The organism is Variovorax atrisoli 110B (assembly GCF_000382045.1).
GTDB classification, from domain to species: domain Bacteria; phylum Pseudomonadota; class Gammaproteobacteria; order Burkholderiales; family Burkholderiaceae_C; genus Variovorax; species Variovorax atrisoli.
Genome location: NZ_KB907450.1, coordinates 959,802 through 984,193, shown reverse-complemented (window position 1 = coordinate 984,193; position 24,392 = coordinate 959,802). Strand labels below are relative to the sequence as shown.

Sequence of the window (24,392 nt, the reverse complement as noted above, 5' to 3'; positions counted from 1 at the left end):
CAATATGTCCAGTACCACTGTCGCCGAGTTCGCGAACGAGCTCAAGAAGACTCCCGAAACCTTGCTTGACCAGCTCAAGAGCGCGGGTGTACCCAAGGCGTCCGCCGCCGACGCCCTCACCGAGGCGGACAAGCAGCGCCTGCTCGGCCACCTGAAGGCCAGCCACGGCACTGTCGAGCCCGAGCGCAAGAAGATCACGCTGACCAAGAAGTCGACCAGCGAGATCAAGCAGGCCGACTCCACCGGCCGCGCCCGCACCATCCAGGTCGAGGTGCGCAAGAAGCGCACCTTCATCCAGCGCGACGACGGCCATCTGGCCGCAGCCCCGGAGGCCGCGCCGGCCGCCGCGGAGGCGCCCGCCGCTGCGCCTGCCGCACCTCGCGTCGACGAGGCCGAACTGGCCCGTCGCGAGGAAGAGGCACGCCGTCAGGCCGAGCTGATCCGTCGCCAGGAAGAAGAACTGGCCGAGAAGCGCCGCCAGCGCGAAGAGGCCGAGGCACGCGAACGCGAGCAGGCCGAGAAGGCTGAAAAGGCCGAGCAGGAAGCTGCGCGCGCAGCCGCCGAAGCAGCCGAGAAGAAGGCTGCCGCTGCGGCCGCGGCTGCTGCCGCCGCCGCCAAGCCGGCTGCTGCTCCTGCGCCCGCTGCGGTTACTGCAGCAGCCACTGCTGCTGCCGAAGAGAAGGCTGCCGCCGAGCAGAAGGCTGCCCAGGCCAAGGAAGACGCGAAGGCCAAGGCCGCTGCCGAATCGAAGGCCCGTGCCGAAGAGGAAGCTGCGCGTGCCCGCGATCTGGACGAGCGCCGCCGCAAGGCATTGGCCGAGGCCGAGGCCATCCGCGCCATGATGAACGCACCGGCCCGCGTGCTGGTTCCGCACAAGGCGCCCGAGAAGCCGCAGGCCGAGAAGGCCGGCGTCAAGGGAACGCTGCACAAGCCGACCGCGCCCGCAGCGCGAGCAGGTGCGCCTGCCGCGCCCGGTGCGGCTGCTGCGCCGAGCGGCGCCGGAGGCGGTGCAGGCAAGGAAGTCAAGTCCGCGAAGCTCTCTTCGAGTTGGGCTGGCGATCCTGCCAAGAAGAAGGAAATCAAGACCCGCGGCGATGCCAGCGGCGGCGTCGGACGCAGCAACTGGCGTGGAGGCCCGCGCGGCCGCCGTGGCAACGACCGCGGCCATGAAGAGCAGCACGTGCCGGCCGCACCGGTCGAGGCACGCGTGCTCGAAGTCCATGTGCCCGAGACCATCACCGTGGCCGAACTGGCGCACAAGATGTCCGTGAAGGCGCAGGAAGTCATCAAGCAGCTGATGAAGCTGGGCCAGATGGCGACCATCAACCAGTCGCTCGACCAGGACACCGCGATGATCCTGGTGGAGGAAATGGGCCACAACGCGGTGGTTGCCGCGCTGGACGACCCCGAAGCCTTCACCGACGAGGACGTGTCGGCGCAGATCGCCGAGGCGCTGCCGCGTGCTCCGGTCGTGACCGTCATGGGTCACGTCGACCACGGCAAGACCTCGCTGCTGGACTACATCCGCCGCGCCAAGGTCGCCGCGGGCGAAGCCGGCGGCATCACGCAGCACATCGGCGCCTACCACGTGGAAACCGAACGCGGCATGGTGTCGTTCCTCGACACCCCGGGTCACGAGGCCTTCACGGCCATGCGTGCCCGCGGTGCGCAGGCCACCGACATCGTGATCCTGGTGGTGGCGGCCGACGACGGCGTCATGCCCCAGACCAAGGAAGCCATCAAGCACGCGAAGGCGGCTGGTGTGCCGATCGTGGTCGCGATCAACAAGATCGACAAGCCCGATGCCAACCTGGACCGCGTGAAGCAGGAACTGGTGGCAGAGGAAGTCGTGCCCGAAGAGTACGGCGGCGACGTCCCGTTCGTCGGCGTGTCGGCCAAGACGGGCCAGGGCATCGACGAGCTGCTCGAGCAGGTGCTGCTGCAGGCCGAAGTGCTGGAACTCAAGGCGCCGGTGGATGCCGCCGCCAAGGGCCTGGTCATCGAAGCGCAGCTCGACAAGGGCCGCGGTCCGGTCGCCACCGTGCTGGTCCAGTCCGGCACGCTCAAGACCGGCGACGTGGTGCTGGCAGGCTCGACCTACGGCCGCGTGCGCGCCATGCTGGACGAGGACGGCAAGCCGACCAAGTCCGCGGGTCCGTCGATCCCGGTCGAGATCCAGGGCCTGACCGAAGTGCCGCAGGCCGGCGACGAGTTCATGGTGATGGGCGACGAGCGCCGTGCGCGCGAAATCGCCACCTACCGTGCCGGCAAGTTCCGCAACACGAAGCTGGCGAAGGCCCAGGCCGCGAACCTGCAGAACATGTTCACCGACCTGTCGGCGGGCGAAGTGCAGACGCTGCGCATCATCATCAAGGCCGACGTGCAGGGTTCGCAGGAAGCGCTGTCGCAGTCGCTGCTCAAGCTGGCGACGGACGAGGTCAAGGTGCAGATTGTCTACGCCGGCGTGGGTGGCATCAGCGAAAGCGACATCAACCTCGCCATCGCCTCGAAGGCGGTCGTGATCGGCTTCAACGTGCGCGCCGACGCCGGTGCGCGCAAGCTGGCCGAGAGCAACGGCGTGCAGCTGAACTACTACAGCATCATTTACGACGCCGTCGACGAGATCAAGGTCGCGATGTCGGGCATGCTGGCCCCGGAGCGCCGCGAGGAAGTCATCGGCTCGGCCGAGATCCGCACGGTGTTCGTCGCATCGAAGATCGGTACGGTCGCTGGTTCCTACATCACCTCGGGTTCCGTCAACCGCAGCGCGCATTTCCGCCTGCTGCGCGACAACGTGGTGATCTACACCGGCGAGATCGACTCGCTCAAGCGCATGAAGGACGACGTGCGCGAAGTCCGCGAAGGCTTCGAGTGCGGTATCAAGCTCAAGAACTTCAACGACATCAAAGAGGGCGACCAGCTCGAATTCTTCGAGATCAAGGAGATCGCGCGGACACTTTGATCACCCCCAGGCTTCGCGCACTTCGTGTCGCTTCGCCAACCCCCTTCCGGGGGCAGCACTGGCGGCCCGGCAAAGCCGGTTCCGCGGTGTTTTGCGAAGGGGTCCCGTTGATGAAGCCTGAGACCATGACGAGTTCCAGTTCCCTACATGCCTAAGAAAAAAGCAGCCGCTCCCAACCGCGCCTTCAAGGTCGCCGATCAGATCCAGCGCGATCTGACGGAGCTGATCGCGCGCGAGTTGAAGGACCCGCGCGTGGGCATGGTCACGCTCCAGGCCGTCGAGGTCACGCCCGACTACGCGCATGCGAAGGTGTTCTTCAGCCTGCTCACGGGCGACGTGGCCGAGACGACCGAAGCGCTGAACCAGGCCGCGGGCTTCCTGCGCAACGGCCTGTTCAAGCGCCTTCACATCCACACCGTGCCGACGCTGCACTTCGTGTTCGACCGCACCACCGAGCGTGCAGCCGACATGAACGCGCTCATCGCACAAGCCGTCGCTTCGCGCTCGAAAGACGACTAGCCATGAACGCGCCACGCACAAGGGTGCAGCGGCGCCCTGTGCATGGGGTGGTGCTGCTCGACAAGCCGCTGGGTTTCTCCAGCAACCAGGCCTTGCAGAAGGCCAAGTGGCTGCTGCGCGCCGAGAAGGCAGGCCACACCGGCACGCTCGACCCGCTGGCCACCGGCGTACTGCCGCTGTGCTTTGGCGCCGCCACCAAGTTCAGCCAGCTTCACCTGGATGCCGACAAGACCTACGTGGCCACCGCCCGCCTTGGCGTGAAGACCTCCACCGGCGATGCCGAGGGGGAGGTGATTTCCGAGCGCCCGGTCGAGGTCATGCCCGAAGACCTGGCGCGCGTCGAGGCGCAGTTCACCGGCCCGATCCGGCAGGTGCCGCCGATGCACAGCGCGCTCAAGAAGGACGGCAAGGCGCTCTACGAGTACGCCCGCGAGGGCGTGGAGGTAGAGCGGGCGCCGCGCGACGTGGTGATCCACAAGCTCGAGATCCGGGCGGTCGACGGTGACACCATCCGCATCCTCGCCTCCGTCAGCAAGGGCACCTACATCCGCACCCTCGGCGAGGACATCGGCGAGGCGCTCGGCTGCGGCGCGCACCTGACCTCGCTGCGGCGCGTCGCCACCGGCGGCTTCACCGAGGCCCAGTGCGTCACCATCGAGGCGCTGGAGGCCATGGACGAAGAGGAGCGCCTGGCGCAGCTGCTGCCGGCCGAATCGCTCGTGGGCGGCCACAGCCGCGTCACGCTGGGCACGGAAGATGCGGCACGTTTTCTGTCGGGCCTTCGCCGCCGCGGGGGCTGGGCCGATGCGGACGAGGTTGCCGTCTTCGGCACTCAGCCGCCTGCCTTCCTTGGCACGGCCCACGTCAAGGCCGGCGAACTGATTCCGGGGCGCTTGCTGAACCCCATCGAAATCCAGCAAATTCTTTTGAACGCACAACAGACCGAAGCGACACCATGAGTACCAAGCAAATCCGCAATATCGCCATCATTGCCCACGTTGACCATGGCAAGACCACGATGGTCGACCAGTTGCTGCGCCAGTCGGGCACCTTCGCCGAGCACGAGAAGGTGGTCGACACCGTGATGGACAACAACGCGATCGAAAAGGAACGCGGCATCACCATCCTGGCGAAGAACTGCGCCGTGAGCTGGAAGGGCACGCACATCAACATCGTCGACACCCCCGGCCACGCGGACTTCGGCGGCGAGGTGGAGCGCGCCCTCTCGATGGTCGATGGCGTGCTGCTGCTCATCGACGCCCAGGAAGGCCCGATGCCGCAGACCCGCTTCGTGACCAAGAAGGCGCTGGCGCTCGGCCTGAAGCCCATCGTGGTGGTGAACAAGGTCGACAAGCCGGGCGCGAACCCCGACAAGGTGGTCAACGCCGCCTTCGACCTGTTCGACAAGCTCGGCGCGACCGACGAGCAGCTCGACTTCCCGGTGGTGTACGCCTCGGGCATCAACGGCTGGTCCTCGCTCGAAGAGGGCCCGCAGGGCGAGCAGTGGGGCCCCGACATGTCGGCCCTGTTCGACACCATCCTGAAGCACGTGCCCTCGCAGAAGGGCGACCCCACCGCACCGCTGCAGCTGCAGATCTCGGCGCTCGACTTCTCGACTTTCGTCGGCCGCATCGGCGTGGGCCGCATCAGCCAGGGCACGCTCAAGCCCATGATGGACGTGCTGGTCATGGAAGGCCCCGACGGCAAGACCATCAAGGGCCGCGTGAACCAGGTGCTGACCTTCCAGGGCCTGGACCGCGTGCAGGCCACCGAAGCCGGCCCGGGCGAGATCGTGCTGATCAACGGCATTGCCGACATCGGCATCGGCGTGACCGTCACCGACCCGGCCAACCCGGCACCGCTGCCGATGCTCAAGGTCGACGAGCCCACGCTGACGATGAACTTCTGCGTCAACACCAGCCCGCTGGCCGGCCGCGAAGGCAAGTACGTCACCAGCCGCCAGATCTGGGACCGCCTGCAGAAGGAACTGCAGCACAACGTCGCGCTGCGCGTGAACGAGACCAGCGAGGAGGGCGTGTTCGAAGTGATGGGCCGCGGTGAACTGCACCTGACCATCCTGCTGGAGAACATGCGCCGCGAAGGCTACGAAATGGCCGTGTCGAAGCCGCGCGTGGTGTTCCGCGAAATCGACGGCGAACGCCACGAGCCGATCGAGCTGGTGACGGCCGACATCGAGGAAGGCCATCAGGGCGGCGTGATGCAGGCACTGGGCGAGCGCAAGGGCGAACTGGTCAACATGGAGCCGGACGGCCGTGGCCGCGTGCGCCTCGAATACCGCATTCCGGCGCGCGGCCTGATCGGCTTCACGAACGAATTCCTGAACCTGACGCGCGGCTCCGGCCTGATCAGCAACATCTTCGACAGCTACGAGCCGCACAAGGGCGACATCGGCGGCCGCAAGAACGGCGTGCTGATCTCGATGGACGACGGTGAAATCTTCACCTACGCGCTGGGCAAGCTCGACGATCGCGGCCGCATGTTCGTGAAGGCGAACGACCCGGTGTACGAAGGCATGATCGTCGGCATCCACAGCCGCGACAACGACCTCGTGGTGAATGCCACGCGCACCAAGCAGCTGACGAACTTCCGCGTCTCGGGCAAGGAAGACGCGATCAAGATCACGCCCCCGATCGAACTCACGCTCGAATACGGCGTGGAATTCATCGAGGACGACGAGCTGGTCGAGATCACGCCCAAGAGCGTGCGCCTGCGCAAGCGCTTCCTGAAGGAGCACGAGCGCAAGCGCGCGAGCCGCGACCTGATGCAGGGCTGATCGAGCGGCCGCCTCCCGGGCACCGTTCTTTCCTGCTCCCTCGATGCGCCTGACGCACGGCGGCGCCGTCTGGCTGATGGTCGTCGTGACCCTGATGTGGGGCACGGCGGGCGTCGTCACGCGGCATCTGGCGCAGGCGCACAGCTTCGAGATCACCTTCTGGCGCAGTCTCTTCACGACGCTGGCGCTGCTTGTGATCCTGCCGCTTTGGCGCGGACGCGCCGTGTTCTCCCAGTTGCGCCGCGGCGGGCGTGAGATCTGGATTTCCGGCGTGTGCTGGGCCGTGATGTTCACGGCCTTCATGGTCGCGCTCACGCTGGCTTCGACGGCCAGCGTGCTGGTCACCATGTCGCTCGGGCCGCTGTTCACCGCGCTGGCGGCTCGCTTCTTCATCGGACACCGGCTGCCGGCGCGCACCTGGCTGGCCATCGTGGTCGCGGGGGCGGGCATCGGCTGGATGTATGGCACGCAATTGATGGAAGGCGGCGGCGGATCGCTGGCCGGCACGCTGCTCGCGCTGTGCGTGCCGCTGGCCGGTGCTGCGAACTGGACTGTCGTGCAGCACGCACAGGCGAAGGGCCACCGGATCGACCTGGTGCCCGCGGTGCTCATCGGCGCGGTGCTCACCGTGCTCTTCACGCTGCCTTTGGCATGGCCGTTCCAGGCCGGCGCGCACGACCTGGGGCTGCTGGTATTCCTGGGCGTGTTCCAGCTTGCGATTCCCTGTGTTCTTTCGGTGCTGTGCGCCCAGGTGCTGAAGGCGCCCGAAGTGGCGCTGCTGGCCCTGCTGGAGGTGATCTTCGGCATCGCGCTGGCGTGGATCGGCGCTGGCGAACAGCCCGCGCCAAGCGTGCTGGCCGGCGGGATGCTGGTCATCGGAGCGCTCGTCTTCAACGAGCTGCTTGCGCTGCGCGGACGGCGCACCACGGTCGCCGACACCGCGGTGCCGGGCGCGCACTGATCCCTGCGCCGGCTATTGCTCCACGCTGACGGCCGGCACGCCGATGCTGCCCATGCGTGCTTCGAGCACCTTGCGCATGAAGGTCTGGGCGAAGTCGTCGCCCACGCGCCATTCCCCGTCGTCGCCTTCGACGAAAGTGAATTCACCTCTCACCGGCAGCGAGCTGTCGCTGCCCGACAGAGCGCCCATCAGGCTGTCGTTGTATTCGACGACCAGCGGGCAGGCGTGGCCGGAGCCGTCCTCGAGCTTGCGGCAGGGACCGGTGGGCTCGATCTCGGCGATCGCGCGCGAGCGGTTCGGGTCTTTGCGCACCAGGCCCGGGTCGGTGCGCGGGCGCATGCGCGCAGCCGAGGCGCTGCGGGCGGCGCCCAGCGGCGCGGCGCCGTCGCGAAAGGCCTTCTCCATCGCCTCGCGGCCGATGGGCTCGGCGTTGTAGAGCGGCCTGCCGTCGGTATCGAGATTGCCGAAGCGGGCCTCGACGATGGCGACGTCGGCGCCGCGCACGACCATGTCGTCGCCCTTGGGCTCGGCAGGGCCGATGGTGTAGGCCATCTGTTCCTTGCTGTCGCCCTGCGTCATGACGGCCATGCAGCCGCGGATGCGTTCCGGCCTGAGGTAGCCGATCTCGCGCATGCTGCCGACGGTGGGCGTCTCGATCACGCGGCCGCCGTTGGGATCGAGTTGGCGCATGCGCATGTCCATGCTCACGCGGCGCATGAGGCTGTCGAGCGTCGTGCGGGTGGAGGCGGCGTCGCAGGCTGGTACGCTGGCCGGCGCGAAGGCATACCAGCCGATTCCACCGCCGATCACGGCCACCGCGACGGCGAATTTCAGCGCGCCGATGCGGCTGCTGCGCTTCGCACGCGCCTGCCAGGCCTTGACGGCCCGCTCGTCGGCTTCGATGAGGGCCTGCGCCCCGTCCACGATGCGCGCGCGCTCGACGGCGGTGGCAAAGGGCGGTTCTGCCGCGACCTGGGCGCGCAGGGCATCGAAGCGTTCCCGTTCGAGCGGTCCCTCCGTGGCCAGCCAAGCGAGCGTGGCGATGGGAGAGGCGGGCACGGTGCCGACGATGGGCGTCTCCGCGAGTGCCATGTCGCGCGTCTCGGTGTCGATCAGCGCGTCCTTGTGGAGCGATTCGATGGCTTCGTGCGTGATGCCCTGTTCCGCGAGTTCGACGAGGTCGTCGGTCTCGATGTCGGCGTCCGCGGCGTCGTCCCAGTGAGGGGCGTTCTCGTCGATTCGCTCGATCGCGGCGATCTGCTCCTCCTCGGTGACGAGGCCCCGCACGCGCATCCAGGCCAGCGCATGGGCCGGGCTTGGCAGGGGCGGGAGGGTGGCAGTCTCGGGGTGGGCGAGCGCGGCTTCATGCTGCGCATCGTCGATCAGGCCCATGTTCAGCAGGGCCCGGAATGCGTCCGGATTGGCGTCTGGCGTCATGGGAGGATTCTGCCGTGGCGGCGCCGGCCCCGGGAGTGGGGGAAAAACCGGCAGCAAACCGGCAAGAAGGCGACAAGAAGACGACAAGAGATCGACAAGAAAAAACGCCGGCAGGAGCCGGCGTTTTCGTTTCAGGCCCGAAGGCGATCAGGGACGCGCGACCTTCCAGGCGCCGTTGGCGAAGCCGTCGCCGGTCTTGTCGCCGGGCTTGGCGTCCTTGGCCCAGTAGTACAGCGGCCAGCCCTTGTAGGCCCATTGGCGCTTGCCGTCTTCGCGAATGATGATGGTGTAGCCGCCGAGGGGCTTTGCGGTCTCGGCCACGGCCAGGGGGGGCCAGTTGGCGGCGCATTGGCCGTTGCAGGCGGAGGTGCCGGCGCCCGCGGTGTCCTTGGTGAAGGTGTACAGCGTCATTCCGTTCGGTCCGACCAGCACGCCGTCGGCGGTGCGGGTGGGCGTGTCGGGTGCGCTTGCGGTCTTGTTGGACATGCTGCCGCAGCCGGCAAGCAGGGCCGCCGCGAGGATCGAGGCGCTGAGCAATTTCATGCAGTTTCTCCTTCGGTTGAAAAATCGCGAAAACCGGGCCGGTGACGAAGCACCGGACGAGGTGGATGCGCGAGCCGGCAGTTTATGCGGTCATCAAGACAGATCGCGGTAGGCCAGCGTCGCGAGTTTGAGCAAAAGGTCGCGCGGCAGCTTGCCGGCGATGGCGTAGCCGAAGCCCTGGTCCACCCAGTAGAAGCTCGGCACGGGGCCTTCTGAGGCGAAGCGGAAGGCGGTCTCGGCGGCTGCGGGGCTGTCGGCTGAACGTGCATCGAGGGTGCCGACGTAGAGCGTCACGCGCTCGCCGGCGGCGTCCTCGAACATGAACTGGGCGCGTGCGCCGGTCTCGCCGGGCAGCAGGCGGCCGCCGACCAGCGTGTAGCCCTGGCTGGAGAGGTCGGGCACCTTCAGCGGCCTGTCGAGGCGCCTGGAAAGCCACTGCACCAGGTGCTGCTGCTCGGAGGCAGCCACTTCGACCGGGTGGCGCTTCTCGGGCGCGTAGACCGCATGTGCCACCGAGGCATCGTGCACGAATTCGCGCAGGGCAGGGGCGCGGGCCAGTTGCGAGCCCGCACGCGGGGCATGCCACTGGGCCCACTGGGCATTGCCGATCCAGCCCGCGGCGAAAGCCACCAGAAGCCCCGCTGCCAGGCCGCCCCAGCGCGTCCAGGAACTGCCTTGCCGCGTCCGCCCGAGCGCGCCCATCAGCGGCGCGGGAACAGGCGCGTCCAGCAGCTCGCCGTGCAGCCTGCGGAGTGCATCGCGCTGCGAGTGCCATGCCGCGACCTTGGCGGCCAGGGCAGGATCGCGCGCGATCGCCGCTTCGACCGCGTCATGGCGGTCGGCGGCCAGCTGGCCGTCGACCCAGGCGTGCAGCTCTTCTTCGGTGGGGGGCGGGGCGGGGCGGTTCATGGTCTTGCGTCGACGGGTTCGTTCACTTGAGGCGGCGCAGTCCGGGGCGCGCCGGCGCAGCGGCGCCGTCCATCAGCTCCTGCAGCCGGACGCGGGCGCGAGACAGGCGCGACATCACCGTGCCGACCGGCACGCCGAGCACCTTGGCGACTTCGGCGTAGGACAGGTCCTCGAGCGTCACCAGCAGCAGAACGGCGCGCTGCTCCTCGGGCAGCTGCATCAGGCAGCGCTGCAGATCCAGGCCCGTGCCGTGGTCGCGGCCGGTGTCTGCAAGGCCCTGGATCTCCTGGGCCGCGTCTTCCAGCGGCACCACCGCATGGGGCGGCGGCGTGCGCCGCACCTGGCTCGCGAAGATGTTGTGCATCACGGTGAAGAGCCAGGCGCGCAGGTCGCTGCCCACGACCCACAGTCGCCACTTGCCGCAGGCGCGCTCCAGCGTGTCCTGCACCAGGTCGTCGGCCGCCCAGGCGTTGCCCGTGAGCGCCCGCGCGTAGCGGCGCAGGCTCGGGATGTGCTCGACGAGCAGGCGGGCGTCCATGGGGTGGGCAGGATGTCCGGTCGATCAGGGCTTGGCGGTCTTCCAGGCCCCGTTGACGCCGTCGCCGGTCTTGTCGCCGGGCTTGGTGTCCTTCACCCAGTAGTACAGCGGCCAGCCCTTGGCGGCCCACTGCTTCTTGCCGTCGTCGCGCGTGACGATGGTGAAGTCGCCGGCAGGCTTGTCGCCCTCGGCCGCCATGAAGGGCGGCCAGTTGGTGGCGCAGGTGCCGTTGCAGACCGATTTGCCGCTGCCGGCCGTGTCCTTGTCGAAGGTGTAGAGCGTCATGCCGTTCGGCCCGACGAGCACGCCGTCGGCGGGCTTGGGCTGGGCGAAGGCGGGGAGCGCGAGAACGACGCTCAGCAGGACGGCGGAAGAGGCGCGGAAAGGCAGCATGGAAGAACTCCTTGTTGGTGGCGACACCGGGCTTCCGGTGACAAGCGCACAAACGCCCGCAGCGCGGCTTTTATTCCATCGCCTGCAAAAAAATCTTCAGCGGTTGCGGCTCTTCATCGCGCGCTCGACCTCGCGCTTGCCTTCGCGGTCCTTGATGGTGTCGCGCTTGTCGTGCTCGGCCTTGCCCTTGGCGAGCGCGATCTCGCACTTCACCTTGCCGGACTTCCAGTGCAGGTTGAGCGGAACCAGCGTGTAACCCTTTTGCTCGACCTTGCCGATCAGCCGGCGGATCTCGTCCTTCTTGAGCAGCAGCTTCTTGGTGCGCACCGAGTCGGGGTTGACGTGGGTGGAGGCGCTCTTGAGCGGGTTGATCTGGCAGCCCAGCACGAAGAGTTCGCCGTTGCGGATCACGACGTAGCCATCGGTGAGCTGCACCTTGCCTTCGCGCAGCGCCTTGACTTCCCAGCCTTCGAGGACCATGCCGGCCTCGAAGCGTTCTTCAAAGAAGTAGTTGTACGCGGCCTTCTTGTTGTCGGCGATGCGGGAGGAGGTATCTTGTTTCTTGGTGGCCATGGCTCGGGAATATGGGGGCTGCATGGCTTCAATACAATCCGTCGCGCACGCTGTGCCGATTCTATGAAAACAGTCAACAAGTCCGTCCTCATCTGGTACAGCGCCGAAGAGATGTATGCGCTCGTCACCGACGTCGCCAAATATCCGCAGTTTCTTCCGTGGTGCGACAAGTCCCGCGTCATCGAGGAGGACGAGGCCGGCATGACGGCCGAAGTGGGCCTCGCGTTCGCCGGGCTGCACCAGAGCTTCACCACCCGCAACACCCACGTTCCGGGGCGCGAAGTGCAGCTGAAACTGGTCGACGGCCCGTTCTCCAACCTCGATGGCAAGTGGAAATTCACGCCTGTGGGAGAAGAGGGCGAGCGCGCCTGCCGCGTCGAACTGCACCTGAGCTACGGCTTCAGCAACTTCGCCCTGCAGGCGCTCGTGGGCCCCGTGTTCGACACCATCGCATCGAGCCTGGTCGAGGCCTTCGTCAAGCGCGCCGAGCAGATCTACGGCTCGCCCTGACCCCCGCGATGGGCATCGAGGTCACGCTGAGCTGCTCGCCCGCGCCGCGGGAGGTGTTCGAGCAGGTGCTGCGCCTGCCGCAAGGAGCGACGCTGGCCGATGCGGTGCGGGCCAGCGAACTGCCCAGCCGCTTTCCGAACCTCGATTGGCGCCATGCGATGACGCCCGGCATCTGGGGCAAGGCGGTCGAATGGGATCAGGTGCTGAAGGACGGCGACCGTGCCGAGCTGTGCCGCCCGCTCACGGTCGATCCGAAGGTGGCGCGCCGGGAGCGCTTCCAGCGCCAGGGCGCGCGGGGCACCGGACTGTTCGCGAACCGCCGCAAGGGCGGGAAGGCCGGCTACTGAGAGGCTTCCGGTGACTGCGGCTACTTGCAGTCGCTGTTGATCACGTCCTGGATGCGCTTCTGCTCGGCAGCGCGGGCGGCGTCGTCCATGATCTCGCGCTCGCCCTTGGCGTTGACCCGCGCGAGGCGGATGCCGCTGTCGACCGTGGCCTTGCTCTGGCGGGCGAGGGCGCAGTTGTCGGCCTTGGCCTTCGCGACCTTGGCTTGCTCCTCGGCCTGCTTGTTCTTCTGCTCGGCTTCGGCCTTCTTGGTCTTTTCCTCGAGTTCCTTGTCGACGCCGGTCGGCTTCGGCGCTGCGGCTGCCTTCGGCGCGGCAGCGGGGGCGTCGGCGGCGCCTTCCGCAGCAGGCGGGGCGTCGACGTTCGGGTTGGCAGTGGAGCGCGCCGCCGGCGGCGGGCCGACCCGGCGCAGGATGTTCTTCTCGGGCACGTCGGGCGGCGGGGCCTGGTCGCTGTAGACCTTCTTGCCGTTCTTGTCGAGCCATTGCCATTGGGCGCTCGCCGACAGCGGCAGCGCAACGACACATCCCAGTACCAGCCAGTGCACGAATTTCATCCCCGAAGTTTAGCCCGGCCTTACTTTTTGCAACATCCGGGGCGGGTGGTTTTGCAACGTTCATCAATTGCCTGTGTCGGCAAACCCATTGGCGGCCTCGTTACAATCCGTCTTTTGGAGCCTCACCCATGCGCCTTCTCGGCAAAGCGCTGACCTTCGACGACGTGTTGTTGGTGCCAGCCTTCTCCCAGGTCCTGCCCAAGGACACCTCCCTCGCCACCAAGCTCTCCCGCAACATCACGCTGAACCTGCCGCTCGTCTCGGCGGCCATGGACACCGTGACCGAAGCCCGCCTCGCGATCGCCATCGCGCAGGAAGGCGGCATCGGGATCGTGCACAAGAACCTCACAGCGCAGCAGCAGGCCGCAGAAGTGGCCCGGGTGAAGCGCTACGAGTCGGGCGTGCTGCGCGATCCGGTCGTGATCACGCCGACTCACTCTGTGCGCCAGGTGATGGCCCTGTCCGACCAACTCGGCATCTCGGGCTTCCCGGTGGTCGACGCCGGCAAGGTGGTCGGCATCGTCACCGGCCGCGACCTGCGATTCGAGAGCCGCTACGACGTGCCCGTCAGCGAGATCATGACGCGCCGCGAGAAGCTCATCACCGTGCCCGACGGCACCACGCTCGCCGAAGCCAAGGCGCTGCTGAACAAGCACAAGCTCGAGCGCCTGCTCGTCATCAACGGCGACTGGGAGCTCAAGGGCCTCATCACCGTCAAGGACATCACCAAGCAGACCAGCTTCCCCAACGCCGCGCGCGACGCCAACGGCCGCCTGCGCGTGGGCGCGGCGGTCGGCGTGGGTGACGGCACCGAGGAGCGCGTCGAGGCGCTGGTGAAGGCCGGCGTCGACGCCATCGTGGTCGACACGGCCCACGGCCACAGCGCCGGCGTGATCGAGCGCGTGCGCTGGGTCAAGAAGAACTATCCGCAGGTCGACGTGATCGGCGGCAACATCGCCACCGGCGACGCCGCCCGCGCGCTGGCAGATGCCGGCGCCGACGCGGTCAAGGTCGGCATCGGCCCCGGTTCCATCTGCACCACCCGGATCGTGGCCGGCGTGGGCGTGCCGCAGATCATGGCGGTCGACAGTGTCGCCACAGCGCTGCAGGGCACGGGCATTCCGCTGATCTCCGACGGCGGCGTGCGCTATTCGGGCGACATCGCCAAGGCCATCGCGGCCGGCGCGAGCACCGTCATGATGGGCAGCATGTTCGCCGGCACCGAAGAGGCGCCTGGCGAGATCGTGCTGTACCAGGGCCGCAGCTACAAGAGCTATCGCGGCATGGGCTCGATCGGTGCGATGCAGCAGGGCAGTGCCGACCGGTACTTCCAGGAGTCGACCACCGGCAATCCCAACACCGACAAGCTCGTGCCCGAAGGCATCGAAGGCCGCGTGCCCTACAAGGGCTCGATCGTCTCGATCGTCTACCAGATGGCCGGCGGCGTGCGCGCCAGCATGGGCTACTGCGGCTGCGCGACCATCGCCGACATGCAGAACAAGGCCGAGTTCGTCGAGATCACCACGGCCGGCATCCGTGAGAGCCACGTCCACGACGTGCAGATCACCAAGGAAGCGCCGAACTACCGAGCTGATTGAGTGGGTTCTGGCCAGACCTTGAAAGTCAGGCCAGACTGGGATTAGAATTTGGGCCAGATTCAATTTTTCTGGCCCAAATGCAATCCGTCGGCATCGCCGAAGCCAAGAACAACTTCTCCGCCCTGATCGACTCCGTCGAGAAGGGCGAGGAGGTTCGCATCACCCGCCACGGCAAGGAAGTCGTGCGCATGCTGCCGGTGCGCCGCAAGCCGGTCATCACCGACGAGCAGATCGAGCGTGAGCTGGGCCAGATCGACGCGCTCCACGCCACCATCCAGCCTGGCCCGCGACCGCGCGCACTGCTCGACGAGGGGCGCCAGCAATGACCGCCTTCGTCATGGACGCCTCGGTCACCGCGGCCTGGCTGCTGCCCGACATGGCCAGCGAGCACACCCGCAGGCTCTACGCTGCCATCCGCCGCGACGAAGTCGAGCCGCAGGCGCCCAACGCCTGGCAATGGGAGTGCGCCAACATCCTCGCCAACGGCGTGCGCAGCGGCCGCATTCCCTCGTCCGCCGTCGAGGGACTGTGGAGCGTGCTCGATGCCATCCGCCACCGCGTCGAACTGCACGAACTCGCTCCGGCCCAGCACAAGGCCGTGCTCGCGGTGGCCATCGACGCCGGCATCTCGCTCTACGACGCGGGCTATCTCTGGCTCGCCAAGTCGCTCAACCTCCCGCTCGCCAGCTTCGACGAGCAACTCATCCAGGCTGCACCTCGCGCGGGTGTCAGGCTGCTCGACATTTCAACGCTCTGAGTCCCAACGCCCATGCAACACGACAAGATCCTCATTCTCGATTTCGGCTCGCAGGTCACGCAGCTCATCGCACGCCGCGTGCGCGAAGCCCACGTGCTGAGCGAAGTGCATCCCTGCGACGTCACCGACGAGTGGGTGCGCGAATATGCGGCCGATGGTCACCTCAAGGGCGTGATCCTCTCCGGCAGCCACGCCAGCGTGTATGAGGAAACCACCGACAAGGCCCCGCAGGCCGTCTTCGACCTGGGCGTGCCCGTGCTTGGCATCTGCTACGGCATGCAGACCATGGCGCACCAGCTCGGCGGCAAGGTCGAGGGCGGCCACAAGCGCGAGTTCGGCTTCGCGGCCGTGCGCGCCCATGGCCACACGGCACTGCTGAAGGACATCGCCGACTTCACCACGCCCGAAGGCCACGGCATGCTCAACGTGTGGATGAGCCACGGCGACAAGGTCACCGAACTGCCGCCAGGCTTCAAGCTCATGGCCAGCACCGAGAGCTGCCCCATCGCCGGCATGGCCGACGAGGCCCGACGCTACTACGCAGTGCAGTTCCATCCCGAAGTCACGCACACGGTGCAGGGCAAGGCGATCCTCGAGCGCTTCGTGCTCGGCATCTGCGGCGCCAAGCCCGACTGGGTCATGCGCGACCACATCGCCGAAGCCGTCGAGAAGATCCGCGAGCAGGTCGGCGATGAAGAAGTCATCCTGGGCCTGTCGGGCGGCGTCGATTCGAGCGTGGCCGCCGCGCTGATCCACCGCGCCATCGGCGACCAGCTGACCTGCGTGTTCGTCGACCACGGCCTGCTGCGCCTGAACGAGGGCGACATGGTCATGGAGATGTTCGAGGGCAAGCTGCACGCGAAGGTGATCCGCGTCGACGCCAGCGACCTGTTCCTCGGCAAGCTCGCGGGCGTGAGCGACCCGGAAGCCAAGCGCAAGATCATCGGCGGCGAGTTCGTCACCGTGTTCAAGCAGGAGGCTGCGAAGCTCAAGGCGGGCGGCGGTGGTCACAAGGGTGCGACCTTCCTGGCGCAGGGCACGATCTACCCCGACGTCATCGAGTCGGGCGGCGCCAAGAGCAAGAAGGCCGTCACCATCAAGAGCCACCATAACGTGGGCGGCCTGCCCGAGCAGCTCGGCCTCAAGCTGCTGGAGCCGCTGCGCGACCTGTTCAAGGACGAAGTGCGCGAACTCGGCGTGGCCCTGGGCCTGCCGCCGGAGATGGTCTATCGCCACCCGTTCCCCGGCCCGGGCCTGGGCGTGCGCATCCTCGGCGAAGTGAAGAAGGAATACGCCGACCTGCTGCGCCGCGCCGACGCGATCTTCATCGAGGAACTGCGCAACTTCACCGACGAAGCCACCGGCAAGACCTGGTACGACCTCACGAGCCAGGCCTTCACCGTGTTCCTGCCGGTCAAGAGCGTGGGCGTGATGGGCGACGGCCGCACCTACGACTACGTGGTGGCGCTGCGCGCCGTGCAGACCAGCGACTTCATGACCGCCGACTGGGCCGAGCTGCCGTACGCGCTGCTCAAGAAGGTGTCGGGCCGCATCATCAACGAGGTGCGCGGCATCAACCGCGTGACCTACGACGTGTCGAGCAAGCCGCCGGCGACGATCGAATGGGAGTGAAGGGCTCCGCGGGGTCAGGCGGAACCGGCGCGCGCTGAGCACGCCGCCGACCAGGCCTCAATTCAGCGTGATGTTGGCCTTCTTCGCCACCGCGTCGAATTTCGCGAGGCTCTTCACGACGAATTTCTGGGTCTCCGCGGGAGAAAGCTTGCCGGCCACCTGACCGCCTGCGGCCAGCGCGGCCACCACCTCAGGTGTGCGGCTGGTCTCCTCGATGGCGGCGTTGAGTCGCGAGACGATGCGCGCATCGACACCTGAAGGGACTGCCGCGACGAAGTACTGCGTCGCTTCGTAGCCCTTGAGGCCGGCCTCTTCCATCGTTGGCACATCGGGCAGGCTGGGGATGCGGAAGGTCGTCGTCACCGCATAGGCCTTGAGCTGGCCCGACTTGATGTGCGCGAGCACGGGAGTCACGCCCAGCATGCCCAGGCTGGTCTGGCCGCCGATGATGTCCGTCACCGCCTGGCCGCCGCCCTTGTAGGGGATGTGGACCATCTCGGTGCCTGCCATGCTGTTGAACAGTTCGCCTGCCAGGTGCTGGCCGGTGCCGGTCCCCGAACTCGCGAAGTTCCATTGCGCAGGCGTCTTCTTCATGGCTTGGATCAGTTCGGAGAGGTTTCGCGGCGCTCCCTCCTTCTTGCCGACCAGCACGATCGGACCCTGCGACATCAACGCGACAGCCGACAGCTCCTTGCCGATTTCCGGCTGGCGCTGGCCGTAGAGCACCGGACCGGGAACGGTCACGAGCATGTAGCCGTCCTTGGGTGCACGAGCCACTGCCTGCAGCGCCAACGCACCCGACGCACCGGGCCGGTTCTCGATGACGATGGACTGCCCGATCTTCTCGGACACGGCTTTGGCGATCACGCGCGTGATCACGTCGACCGAGCCTCCGGGCACGAAGCCCACCATCCACGTGATGGGCTTCGCCGTCGGCCAGGGCTTTTCCTGTGCCAGGGCCGGTTGCAGGAACAGGCCGCCGGCGAGGCCAGCGACGACGAGAAGACGGCGAGAAACGTGCGAGGGCATGAGCGACTCTCCAGTTGGATCGGTGTGGTGAAAAAAGAAGGACGTGGCGCGCTCAGTCGGCGGCACCTGGCGGTGTGTTCGGAAACTGCAGGCAGCTGTCGTTGAAGGCCTTCAGCATCCGCAGCATCGGCCCCATCACCCAGGTGTTGAAGACCAGCACATCGGTTTCTTCCTTGGGGTCCCGGATGATGTTGAACAGGTAGGGCGACTCGAGCTTGCCCTTGCCCTCGTTGACTTCGGGCTCCCAATAGAAATGCAGCTTCCAGTCGCGCCATTTCAGTGCGCGCAGCTCGTTCTTGATGAAGAAGGGGAAGCCCTCGCGCGCCGATTTGGTCTGTTCTCCGCGCAGGAAGGGCAGTTGATCCACGCCGTCGATCGGGCGATCCGCAGGAATCTCGGCGCCCGCGACCTTTGCCAGCGTCGCGAATACATCCGTCACATGCACGATCTCGTTGCTGACGCGACCGGGCTCGATCCGCCCCGGCCAGCGCGCAATGAAGGGCACGCGCAGGCTGCCTTCCATGGCCGTGTGGTACGTGCCGCGCCACGGGCCGGCCGTGCCGCGATAGGGCGCGCGGAACTCGGGGCCGTTGTCGCTGCAGAAGATGAACAGCGTGTCGTCCGCCAGCCCCAGGCGTTCGACCTCGTCGATGACCTGGCCGACACGGTGATCCATCTCGGCCATGGAATCGGCGAAGTCCCCGTTGCCCGTGCGGCCGGCAAAGTCGCGGTGCGGCAGCGTGGGGAAGTGCAGGTGCACCATCGGCAGGTACAGGAAGAACGGCCGGCCGGCCTCGCTGTGCCGACGCATGAAATCGCATGAGCGCGCGACGAGTTCTTCGTCGATGGCGCGGCGCGATTCGAGGTCGTAGACCTTGACCTGGCGCGAGGGCTCGCCGCAGCGGCCTTCCATGATGTAGGGCAAGTCGACCACGCTCGGATCGAAGCCGGTGGTGGACGTGAACTGGCTCTCGTCCGTGGTGCGCGGAATGCCGTACCACTCGTCGAAGCCGCGGTCCGAGGGGTAGCGGCCTTCGACGTCGCCGAGATGCCATTTGCCGTAGTGCGCGGTGGCATAGCCGCGTGACGACAGCAGCTGCGCGAGCGTGATCTCTCGCCGCGTGAGCCCCTGCGGCATGCCCGGCGGCACGGATTGAAGGCACCCGGTGCGGATCGGATGGCGCCCGGTCATCAGCGCCGACCGCGTGGGCACGCAGTCGCTCTCGACGTTGAAGTTCTGCAGCAGCAGGCCCTCACGGGCCAGCTGGTCGATGCGCGGCGTGGGTGCGCCGCGCAAAGCGCCGCCGCCGTAGCAGCCGAGCTCGCCCCAACCCAGGTTGTCGGCGACGATCAGTACGATGTTTGGCAATGACATGGATGGCTTCTTTGCAATTGGAAGGCTCCCATTGCACTGCCAGATCCACGCCAGAATCAGTCCATCAGGCGCACAGTTTCATTCGTCTGGGGAATGCCCCTTCGGGCGGTACGACGACACCAGCTCGCGAAAGTCCGTCATCAGCGGCGACCACCTTGCGCCCGGGCGCGACAGAAGCACCAGCGTCCGGTTCACCACGAGTTCGGGAATGTTCAGCGGCACTGCCTTGCCAAGCCAGCGTCGCAGCACCGAGTCGGGCACGATGCTCAGTAGGTCGGTCGAGCTGAGGATCCCCATTGCTGCTTCGGAGGTGTATTCGGTCTCGACGGCCACGCTCGGCAGGGGCACGCCGTTGCGTTCGAAGATGGCGAAGAAGTGCCTGCGCGCCGCACTTTGCGGGGGCGCCATCACCCACGCATAGGGCGTGAGGTCGTTCAGGCCGACGACCGGCTTCTTCGTCAGCGGATGCCCCTGTCGCACCACCACGCGAATGTGGTCCTCCCCGAGCTGGAGCCGCGTGCTCAGCAACGACTGCCCCGTGTAGGAGGGCACGACCGCCAGGTCGATCTCGCCGTCTTCGACGGCCGCATCGAGCGCGTCGGACTTGCCGATGCGAAGACGCAGCCTCATGCCGGGGCGTTTGCGCACCATCTCGGCGGCGGCCATCACCGCGACGCTGTCGGCTGCCGGGCTGGTGATGCCGAGCCGCAGCAGACCGGCATGCCGTGCGCGCAGTTCGGAGGCGGCGCGCGTGAGATCGAAGCGCTGCAACTCGAAACGTCGAGCCGCTTCCAGGAACATCTCGCCTTCGGCCGTCAACCTTGCACCATGCAGCCCCCGTTCGAGCAACTGCACGCCCACCTCGTCTTCGAGCCGGCGTATCGCCTTGGACACCGAGGGCTGGGTGACGCCCAGATGCTGCGCAGCACGGCTGATGCTCCCACTGCGCACGATTTCTATGAACGCCGTGAGGTCTGCTACAGAGAGATTCATGCTGTGAAGGAGTGCGCTGGAAGTAGTGCCGGCATTATCGAGTTGCGCTTCGCATGGCCGTGAGCCGTGTCCCTTCTGCCAGTGCCGTGTCCGCTGCGCCATGACCTCGGGGCACGAACCGGTTTGTCGTTCGGTTCGCCCGCGGGCATCTCGACCTCTCGCGTCGTTCCCGCCTCAGATGCCCAGCCAGGCCCGCAGCGCGGCTCGGCTGCTCACGCCCGCGCGGCTGTAGGCGTTGCGCAGGTGCACCCGCACCGTGGCCGGCGAAAGGCCGAGCCGCAGCCCGACGTCCTTGCTGGAGTGCCCCATGCAGTACAGCCGCGCGATCTCGGCCTGTCGCGCGGTGAGTGCGGCGATGCCGTCGCGTGCAGCGCGGCGTTGCAGCGCGACGCGCAGGCCGCTTTCGTCCGGGCTCACCTCGATCGACCATCCGGCGGCGTCCAGCTGACGCAATGCCGCCCGCTGGCCTGACAGCCACGCCTGCGGCAGGCGCGGCGAGGTCGCGCCCGAAAGCGCGGCGAGCGCCGGCCACGCGGCGCAGAAGGCGCGGTTGGCGAACAGCACCCAGCCCTGTGCATCGGTGAGTGCGAGCGGCCGCGACTCCTCGTCCAGGCCCTGGCGCGCATGGGCATACAGCCGGTTGACCAGCAGCGACTCGCGGATCTGCGGCGTGAGGGCGGTCAGCGCGCGCGCGTCGCGCTCGGTGTGCGGCGGCGAGCCGGGGCCTCGGTTGAGGTACAGGTGCACGAAGGTCTCGCTGCCTTCGAAAGGAATCGCCACGCCCATCTGGTGGACGATGCCGTGGCTCGACAGGAATTCGCGCCAGGCCGGCGGCGTCTTATTCCAGCGCGGGTCGTCGTCATTGGCGAACGCGGCCTGCTCGGGCTGCGCGCGCATGGCGAAGGTGATGAAGTCCAGCTCGGCGCCGTTGATCCGGTTCCACTGCTCGCTCATCGCGGCCAGGTCGTAGCCGATGCCCACCGACGAGACGAAGCTGCGCGGATGCCAGGTGTTGATGGCGCCGTGGTCCGCGCGGAATTCGTCGAGCAGGCGGCGCAGCAGCTCGTGCTGGAAGCGTTCGCTGCCGGTGGTGCGGGCCATGCGCAGCAGCGAAAGCGGCTCAGTCCCGCCGGCGGAGCGGGTGGGGAGGGCGTCGGGATCGGAGGGTGTTGTCCGGGAGGGCATGGCACGCGGGTCGCGATCGGAGGGCGGGCCGGGCGGGGCCGTCGGCCGGGGCGCCGCAGGCTACCACAAAGCATGGTACGGGCCCGACGCGTTGCACCGGCAGCATCGCCCGGGCGGCCTCCAGGGCCGCAAGAGCGAGGAGAACAGACCATGAAACCCCATCCATCACAGCGCCTGATGCCGGCAGTGCGGTTGCTCTGCGCCCTGGGCATCTGTGCGGTGCCCGCCGTTCAGGCGCAGGTGCTCAATCCCAACGTGTGCCCGGGCGGCACGCTCTACAGCAGCCGCGACGAGGGCGCGTATTCCGGGTTCAGCACGGCGCGCGACGTGGTGCAGGCCGACTGCCAGAGCAATATCGCCGGCGGTGCCGAGTCGCAGGCCGGGATCGACCTCACTTCAGGCAATACGGCCATCGGGCGCTCGGCGACGGCCTACGGAAGCAATGCGTCGGCCTACGGCATCCGGGCGCAGGCCGCGGGCAATGGCGCGACCGCGATCGGCCTGCGCAGCAACGCGAGCGCGAATTCGGCCACCGCGATCGGCTCATTCACGGAAGCGAGCGCGGGCTCGGCTCTCGCCGTGGGCAATGTCGCCAAGGCGAGCGGGGAATCGTCGGTCGCGCTGGGCTACCGCAGCGCGGCCTCGGCCGTGGAGGCGGTCTCGATCGGTGCGGACAGCGCTGCCAGCGAGGAGCGCGCGGTCGCGGTGGGCAACGACAGCCAGGCGAGCGGCGTGCGCTCCAGCGCCTTCGGCGTCAACAGCAAGGCGCGCGACGAGCGCAGCACCGCTGTCGGAGCCGACAGCGACGCGGGCGGCTACGGCAGCGTGGCACTGGGTTCGGCCTCGCGCGCGTCCGGCGACGGTGCGACGGCGCTGGGCTATGCCAGCCTGGCCAGCGCCGACGGAGCCCTTGCGCTGGGCCGCAGTGCGTGGGCCAGTGGCGTGCGTTCCCTGGCTCTGGGCATGCTGAGCACCGCCAGCGGGCAGAACTCGGTGGCCATCGGCGCCCAGAGCAACGACGGGGGGCGCAGCAACGTGGTGTCCTTCGGTTCCCCGGGCAACCAGCGCACGCTGACCAATGTCGCGGGCATCGAAGCCAGCGGCCAGGTCAGTGCCGGCACCTTGTCCGTCGGTGGAAACGCGACGGTGGGCGGCCAACTTGTCACGCAGGGCGGCATCGACAACCGCGGGGCAGGCATCGTCAATGCCGGGCGCATCAGCGGCGTCGTTGCCGGAGACGTCAGCGCCACCTCGACCGATGCCGTCAACGGAGCGCAGCTGTACGGCGTGCGCACCACCGCCGAGCAGGCCCTGACCCTCGCGACGAACCAGAGCACGCAGGTGATCGACATGACCCAGCAGCTGCAGAAGCACACGACGCAGATCCAGGAGCAGTCGGTGCAACTGCAGGCGGTGGTGAATGGCCAGCTCGGCGTGTGCACCGTGAGCGGCGGGGCCTTGCGCTGCTCGATTCCCGGGCAGGCGGCGGCCAGCGCCAGCGGCATGGGTGCCGTCGCAGTGGGCATCGGCGCCTCGGCGCAGGGCGACGGCGCACAGGCCATCGGCCGCGACGCGCAGGCGCTCCACGCGGGCTCGCTCGCCATCGGTGATGGCGCGCGGGCGCTGGCCGATCCGACCACGGCCATCGGTGCGGCCTCGCTGGCCAGCGGTGTCAATGCGGTGGCGTTGGGCGCGAACGCCCGGGCCCTGGCGCCCGATTCGGTGGCGCTGGGGCAGGGCTCGGTGGCCGACCGTCCTTCCACGGTGAGCATGGGCAGTGCGGCGGCGCCGCGCCAGATCGTCAACGTGGCACCCGGCACCCTGCCCACCGATGCGGTCAACCTCTCGCAGCTGGAGCGTGCGAACGCGCAGCTCGGCGCGCAGGTGCAGGGGGTGCGCGACTTCGCGGCGCGCGGCGTCGCCCAGGCAATGGCGATGCCTTCGGTGCCGATGCTGCAGGCCGGCCATCGCTGGGTCGGCGCCGCGGCAGCCCACTATGCGGGCCAGAGCGCGCTCGGCGTGGGCTTTGCCTACCAGCTCGACGACCACTGGCAGGTGGGCGGAGGGCTTTCCGTTGCCACCGGCTCCGGCGCGCAGGTCGGCGCAAGGATGCAGGCCGGCTACCAGTGGTAGCCGGTGCGCCGATGCAGCAGGCCCATGCTCAGAAGTTCGCCTTCAGGCCCACCGTCACCATGCCGCCCTTCGCCTGCTTCGACAGCTTGCCGAAGTAGTCGTAGTCGGCGGTGATCGACAGGTTCTGCGTCATGCGGTATTCGGCGCCGAAGCCGGCCATCAGGCCGGTCGAGCTGCCCGAGATGCGCTGGCTGGGCAGCGCCCAGTTGTTGTCGCCGGAGATGCGGCCGCGCGCGACGCCGAGTCGGCCGTTGAGCGCGAACGATTCGCCCAGCGGCAGCCGGGCGGTGGCTGCCGCGTAGAAGACCTGGCCCGTGCCCGACTGCAGGCGCGAATAGGCGCCGTTCGAGCTCCACTGGCTTACGCGGCCAAGGCGCGCGTAGCCCGCCTCGACGCCGAAGGTCTCGGTGAAGCGATAGCCGCCGTACAGCTTGTAGGCCGTGCCGCTCCGGCTGCTTTTTTCGCCGCCCCACGGCACGGGCACACGGTTGGAAGACGAGAGGCTGTAGCTCGAGCGGCCGACGGCGCCGCCCACGTAGATGCCGGCGTCCTGGCCCGGCCCCGCGGCGCTGGCGGCCATGGAGGCGGTGCCGAGGAGGAGGGCTGCCGCGAGGACGGTGCAGGCTTGCGTTCTGGTCTTCAAGATGAGT

General features: G+C 67.8%; 24 protein-coding genes. 12 read left to right on the top strand and 12 right to left on the bottom strand.

Translation table 11 applies throughout. From position 1 onward, the window contains the following. Positions 1–4: 4 nt before the first annotated feature. The 5 genes from infB (at position 5) to G369_RS0104590 (ending at position 7,236) form a co-directional block, all read left to right on the top strand. Positions 5–2,962: a translation initiation factor IF-2 gene (infB, locus tag G369_RS0104610; protein WP_019652809.1), complete on the top strand. Its 2,958-nt coding sequence runs from the start codon at positions 5–7 to the stop codon at positions 2,960–2,962. Between the two features lie 147 nt (positions 2,963–3,109). After that, positions 3,110–3,481 carry a 30S ribosome-binding factor RbfA gene (gene rbfA / locus G369_RS0104605; RefSeq protein ID WP_019652808.1) on the top strand — a complete coding sequence of 124 codons (372 nt, stop codon included), beginning with the start codon at positions 3,110–3,112 and terminating at the stop codon, positions 3,479–3,481. Positions 3,482–3,483: 2 nt separating this feature from the next. Next, positions 3,484–4,440, top strand: coding sequence for a tRNA pseudouridine(55) synthase TruB (truB, locus tag G369_RS0104600; RefSeq protein WP_019652807.1), 957 nt, complete (start codon positions 3,484–3,486; stop codon positions 4,438–4,440). Further along, positions 4,437–6,275, top strand: a complete 1,839-nt coding sequence (gene typA / locus G369_RS0104595; protein ID WP_019652806.1) for a translational GTPase TypA — start codon at positions 4,437–4,439, stop codon at positions 6,273–6,275. Before truB ends, typA begins: the two co-directional genes overlap by 4 nt. Before the next feature lie 43 nt (positions 6,276–6,318). Continuing rightward, a complete protein-coding gene (locus tag G369_RS0104590; RefSeq protein WP_019652805.1) occupies positions 6,319–7,236 on the top strand; it encodes a DMT family transporter in 918 nt (305 codons plus the stop codon). A 12-nt stretch (positions 7,237–7,248) separates the two neighbouring features. On the opposite strand, the gene G369_RS0104585 is transcribed toward G369_RS0104590, so the two are convergent. The 6 genes from G369_RS0104585 to smpB form a co-directional block, all read right to left on the bottom strand. Next, positions 7,249–8,673: a hypothetical protein gene (locus G369_RS0104585; protein ID WP_019652804.1), complete on the bottom strand. Its 1,425-nt coding sequence runs from the start codon at positions 8,671–8,673 to the stop codon at positions 7,249–7,251. 147 nt (positions 8,674–8,820) lie between these two features. Further along, positions 8,821–9,216, bottom strand: coding sequence for a COG4315 family predicted lipoprotein (locus G369_RS0104580; RefSeq protein ID WP_019652803.1), 396 nt, complete (start codon positions 9,214–9,216; stop codon positions 8,821–8,823). 93 nt (positions 9,217–9,309) lie between these two features. Beyond that, positions 9,310–10,125 carry an anti-sigma factor family protein gene (locus G369_RS0104575; RefSeq protein WP_019652802.1) on the bottom strand — a complete coding sequence of 272 codons (816 nt, stop codon included), beginning with the start codon at positions 10,123–10,125 and terminating at the stop codon, positions 9,310–9,312. Positions 10,126–10,147: 22 nt separating this feature from the next. After that, complete coding sequence (locus G369_RS0104570) at positions 10,148–10,663, bottom strand: RNA polymerase sigma factor (protein ID WP_019652801.1); 516 nt, start codon at positions 10,661–10,663, stop codon at positions 10,148–10,150. 24 nt (positions 10,664–10,687) lie between these two features. After that, positions 10,688–11,056, bottom strand: coding sequence for a COG4315 family predicted lipoprotein (locus G369_RS0104565; RefSeq protein ID WP_019652800.1), 369 nt, complete (start codon positions 11,054–11,056; stop codon positions 10,688–10,690). Positions 11,057–11,152: 96 nt separating this feature from the next. Further along, positions 11,153–11,629, bottom strand: coding sequence for an SsrA-binding protein SmpB (gene smpB / locus G369_RS0104560; RefSeq protein ID WP_019652799.1), 477 nt, complete (start codon positions 11,627–11,629; stop codon positions 11,153–11,155). Between the two features lie 63 nt (positions 11,630–11,692). Between smpB and G369_RS0104555 the strand changes: the two genes are divergently transcribed. Both G369_RS0104555 and G369_RS0104550 read left to right on the top strand, forming a co-directional pair. Then, positions 11,693–12,139: a type II toxin-antitoxin system RatA family toxin gene (locus G369_RS0104555; protein ID WP_019652798.1), complete on the top strand. Its 447-nt coding sequence runs from the start codon at positions 11,693–11,695 to the stop codon at positions 12,137–12,139. An 8-nt stretch (positions 12,140–12,147) separates the two neighbouring features. Further along, a complete protein-coding gene (locus G369_RS0104550) occupies positions 12,148–12,486 on the top strand; it encodes an RnfH family protein (protein WP_019652797.1) in 339 nt (112 codons plus the stop codon). Between the two features lie 20 nt (positions 12,487–12,506). Here G369_RS0104550 and G369_RS0104545 read toward each other — a convergent pair whose 3' ends face one another. Continuing rightward, positions 12,507–13,040 (bottom strand): DUF4124 domain-containing protein, encoded by a 534-nt coding sequence (locus G369_RS0104545; RefSeq protein ID WP_019652796.1) that lies wholly within the window; start codon positions 13,038–13,040, stop codon positions 12,507–12,509. A 128-nt stretch (positions 13,041–13,168) separates the two neighbouring features. On the opposite strand from G369_RS0104545, the gene guaB reads away from it, so the two are divergent. The 4 genes from guaB (at position 13,169) to guaA (ending at position 17,027) form a co-directional block, all read left to right on the top strand. Then, positions 13,169–14,638, top strand: a complete 1,470-nt coding sequence (guaB, locus tag G369_RS0104540) for an IMP dehydrogenase (protein WP_019652795.1) — start codon at positions 13,169–13,171, stop codon at positions 14,636–14,638. 77 nt (positions 14,639–14,715) lie between these two features. Further along, positions 14,716–14,964 carry a type II toxin-antitoxin system Phd/YefM family antitoxin gene (locus G369_RS0104535; RefSeq protein ID WP_019652794.1) on the top strand — a complete coding sequence of 83 codons (249 nt, stop codon included), beginning with the start codon at positions 14,716–14,718 and terminating at the stop codon, positions 14,962–14,964. Next, positions 14,961–15,395: a type II toxin-antitoxin system VapC family toxin gene (locus tag G369_RS0104530; protein ID WP_019652793.1), complete on the top strand. Its 435-nt coding sequence runs from the start codon at positions 14,961–14,963 to the stop codon at positions 15,393–15,395. The genes G369_RS0104535 and G369_RS0104530 overlap by 4 nt, the downstream gene beginning before the upstream one ends. 12 nt (positions 15,396–15,407) lie before the next feature. Then, entirely contained in the window at positions 15,408–17,027 is a 1,620-nt protein-coding gene (gene guaA / locus G369_RS0104525) for a glutamine-hydrolyzing GMP synthase (RefSeq protein ID WP_019652792.1), read from the top strand. A 57-nt stretch (positions 17,028–17,084) separates the two neighbouring features. Here the strand turns inward: guaA and G369_RS0104520 are convergent, their stop codons facing one another. The 4 genes from G369_RS0104520 to G369_RS39040 form a co-directional block, all read right to left on the bottom strand. Next, entirely contained in the window at positions 17,085–18,056 is a 972-nt protein-coding gene (locus tag G369_RS0104520) for a Bug family tripartite tricarboxylate transporter substrate binding protein (protein WP_019652791.1), read from the bottom strand. A gap of 52 nt (positions 18,057–18,108) precedes the next feature. Continuing rightward, positions 18,109–19,431 carry an arylsulfatase gene (locus tag G369_RS0104515; protein ID WP_026346204.1) on the bottom strand — a complete coding sequence of 441 codons (1,323 nt, stop codon included), beginning with the start codon at positions 19,429–19,431 and terminating at the stop codon, positions 18,109–18,111. A gap of 78 nt (positions 19,432–19,509) precedes the next feature. Beyond that, positions 19,510–20,424, bottom strand: a complete 915-nt coding sequence (locus G369_RS35430; RefSeq protein WP_063827400.1) for a LysR family transcriptional regulator — start codon at positions 20,422–20,424, stop codon at positions 19,510–19,512. A gap of 174 nt (positions 20,425–20,598) precedes the next feature. Next, positions 20,599–21,525: a helix-turn-helix transcriptional regulator gene (locus tag G369_RS39040; RefSeq protein WP_019652787.1), complete on the bottom strand. Its 927-nt coding sequence runs from the start codon at positions 21,523–21,525 to the stop codon at positions 20,599–20,601. Positions 21,526–21,759: 234 nt separating this feature from the next. On the opposite strand from G369_RS39040, the gene G369_RS0104500 reads away from it, so the two are divergent. Beyond that, on the top strand, positions 21,760–23,742 hold the full coding sequence (locus G369_RS0104500; RefSeq protein ID WP_167333958.1) for a YadA family autotransporter adhesin: 1,983 nt from the start codon (positions 21,760–21,762) through the stop codon (positions 23,740–23,742). 28 nt (positions 23,743–23,770) lie between these two features. On the opposite strand, the gene G369_RS0104495 is transcribed toward G369_RS0104500, so the two are convergent. Beyond that, positions 23,771–24,385: an outer membrane beta-barrel protein gene (locus tag G369_RS0104495; protein ID WP_019652785.1), complete on the bottom strand. Its 615-nt coding sequence runs from the start codon at positions 24,383–24,385 to the stop codon at positions 23,771–23,773. Positions 24,386–24,392: the final 7 nt, after the last annotated feature.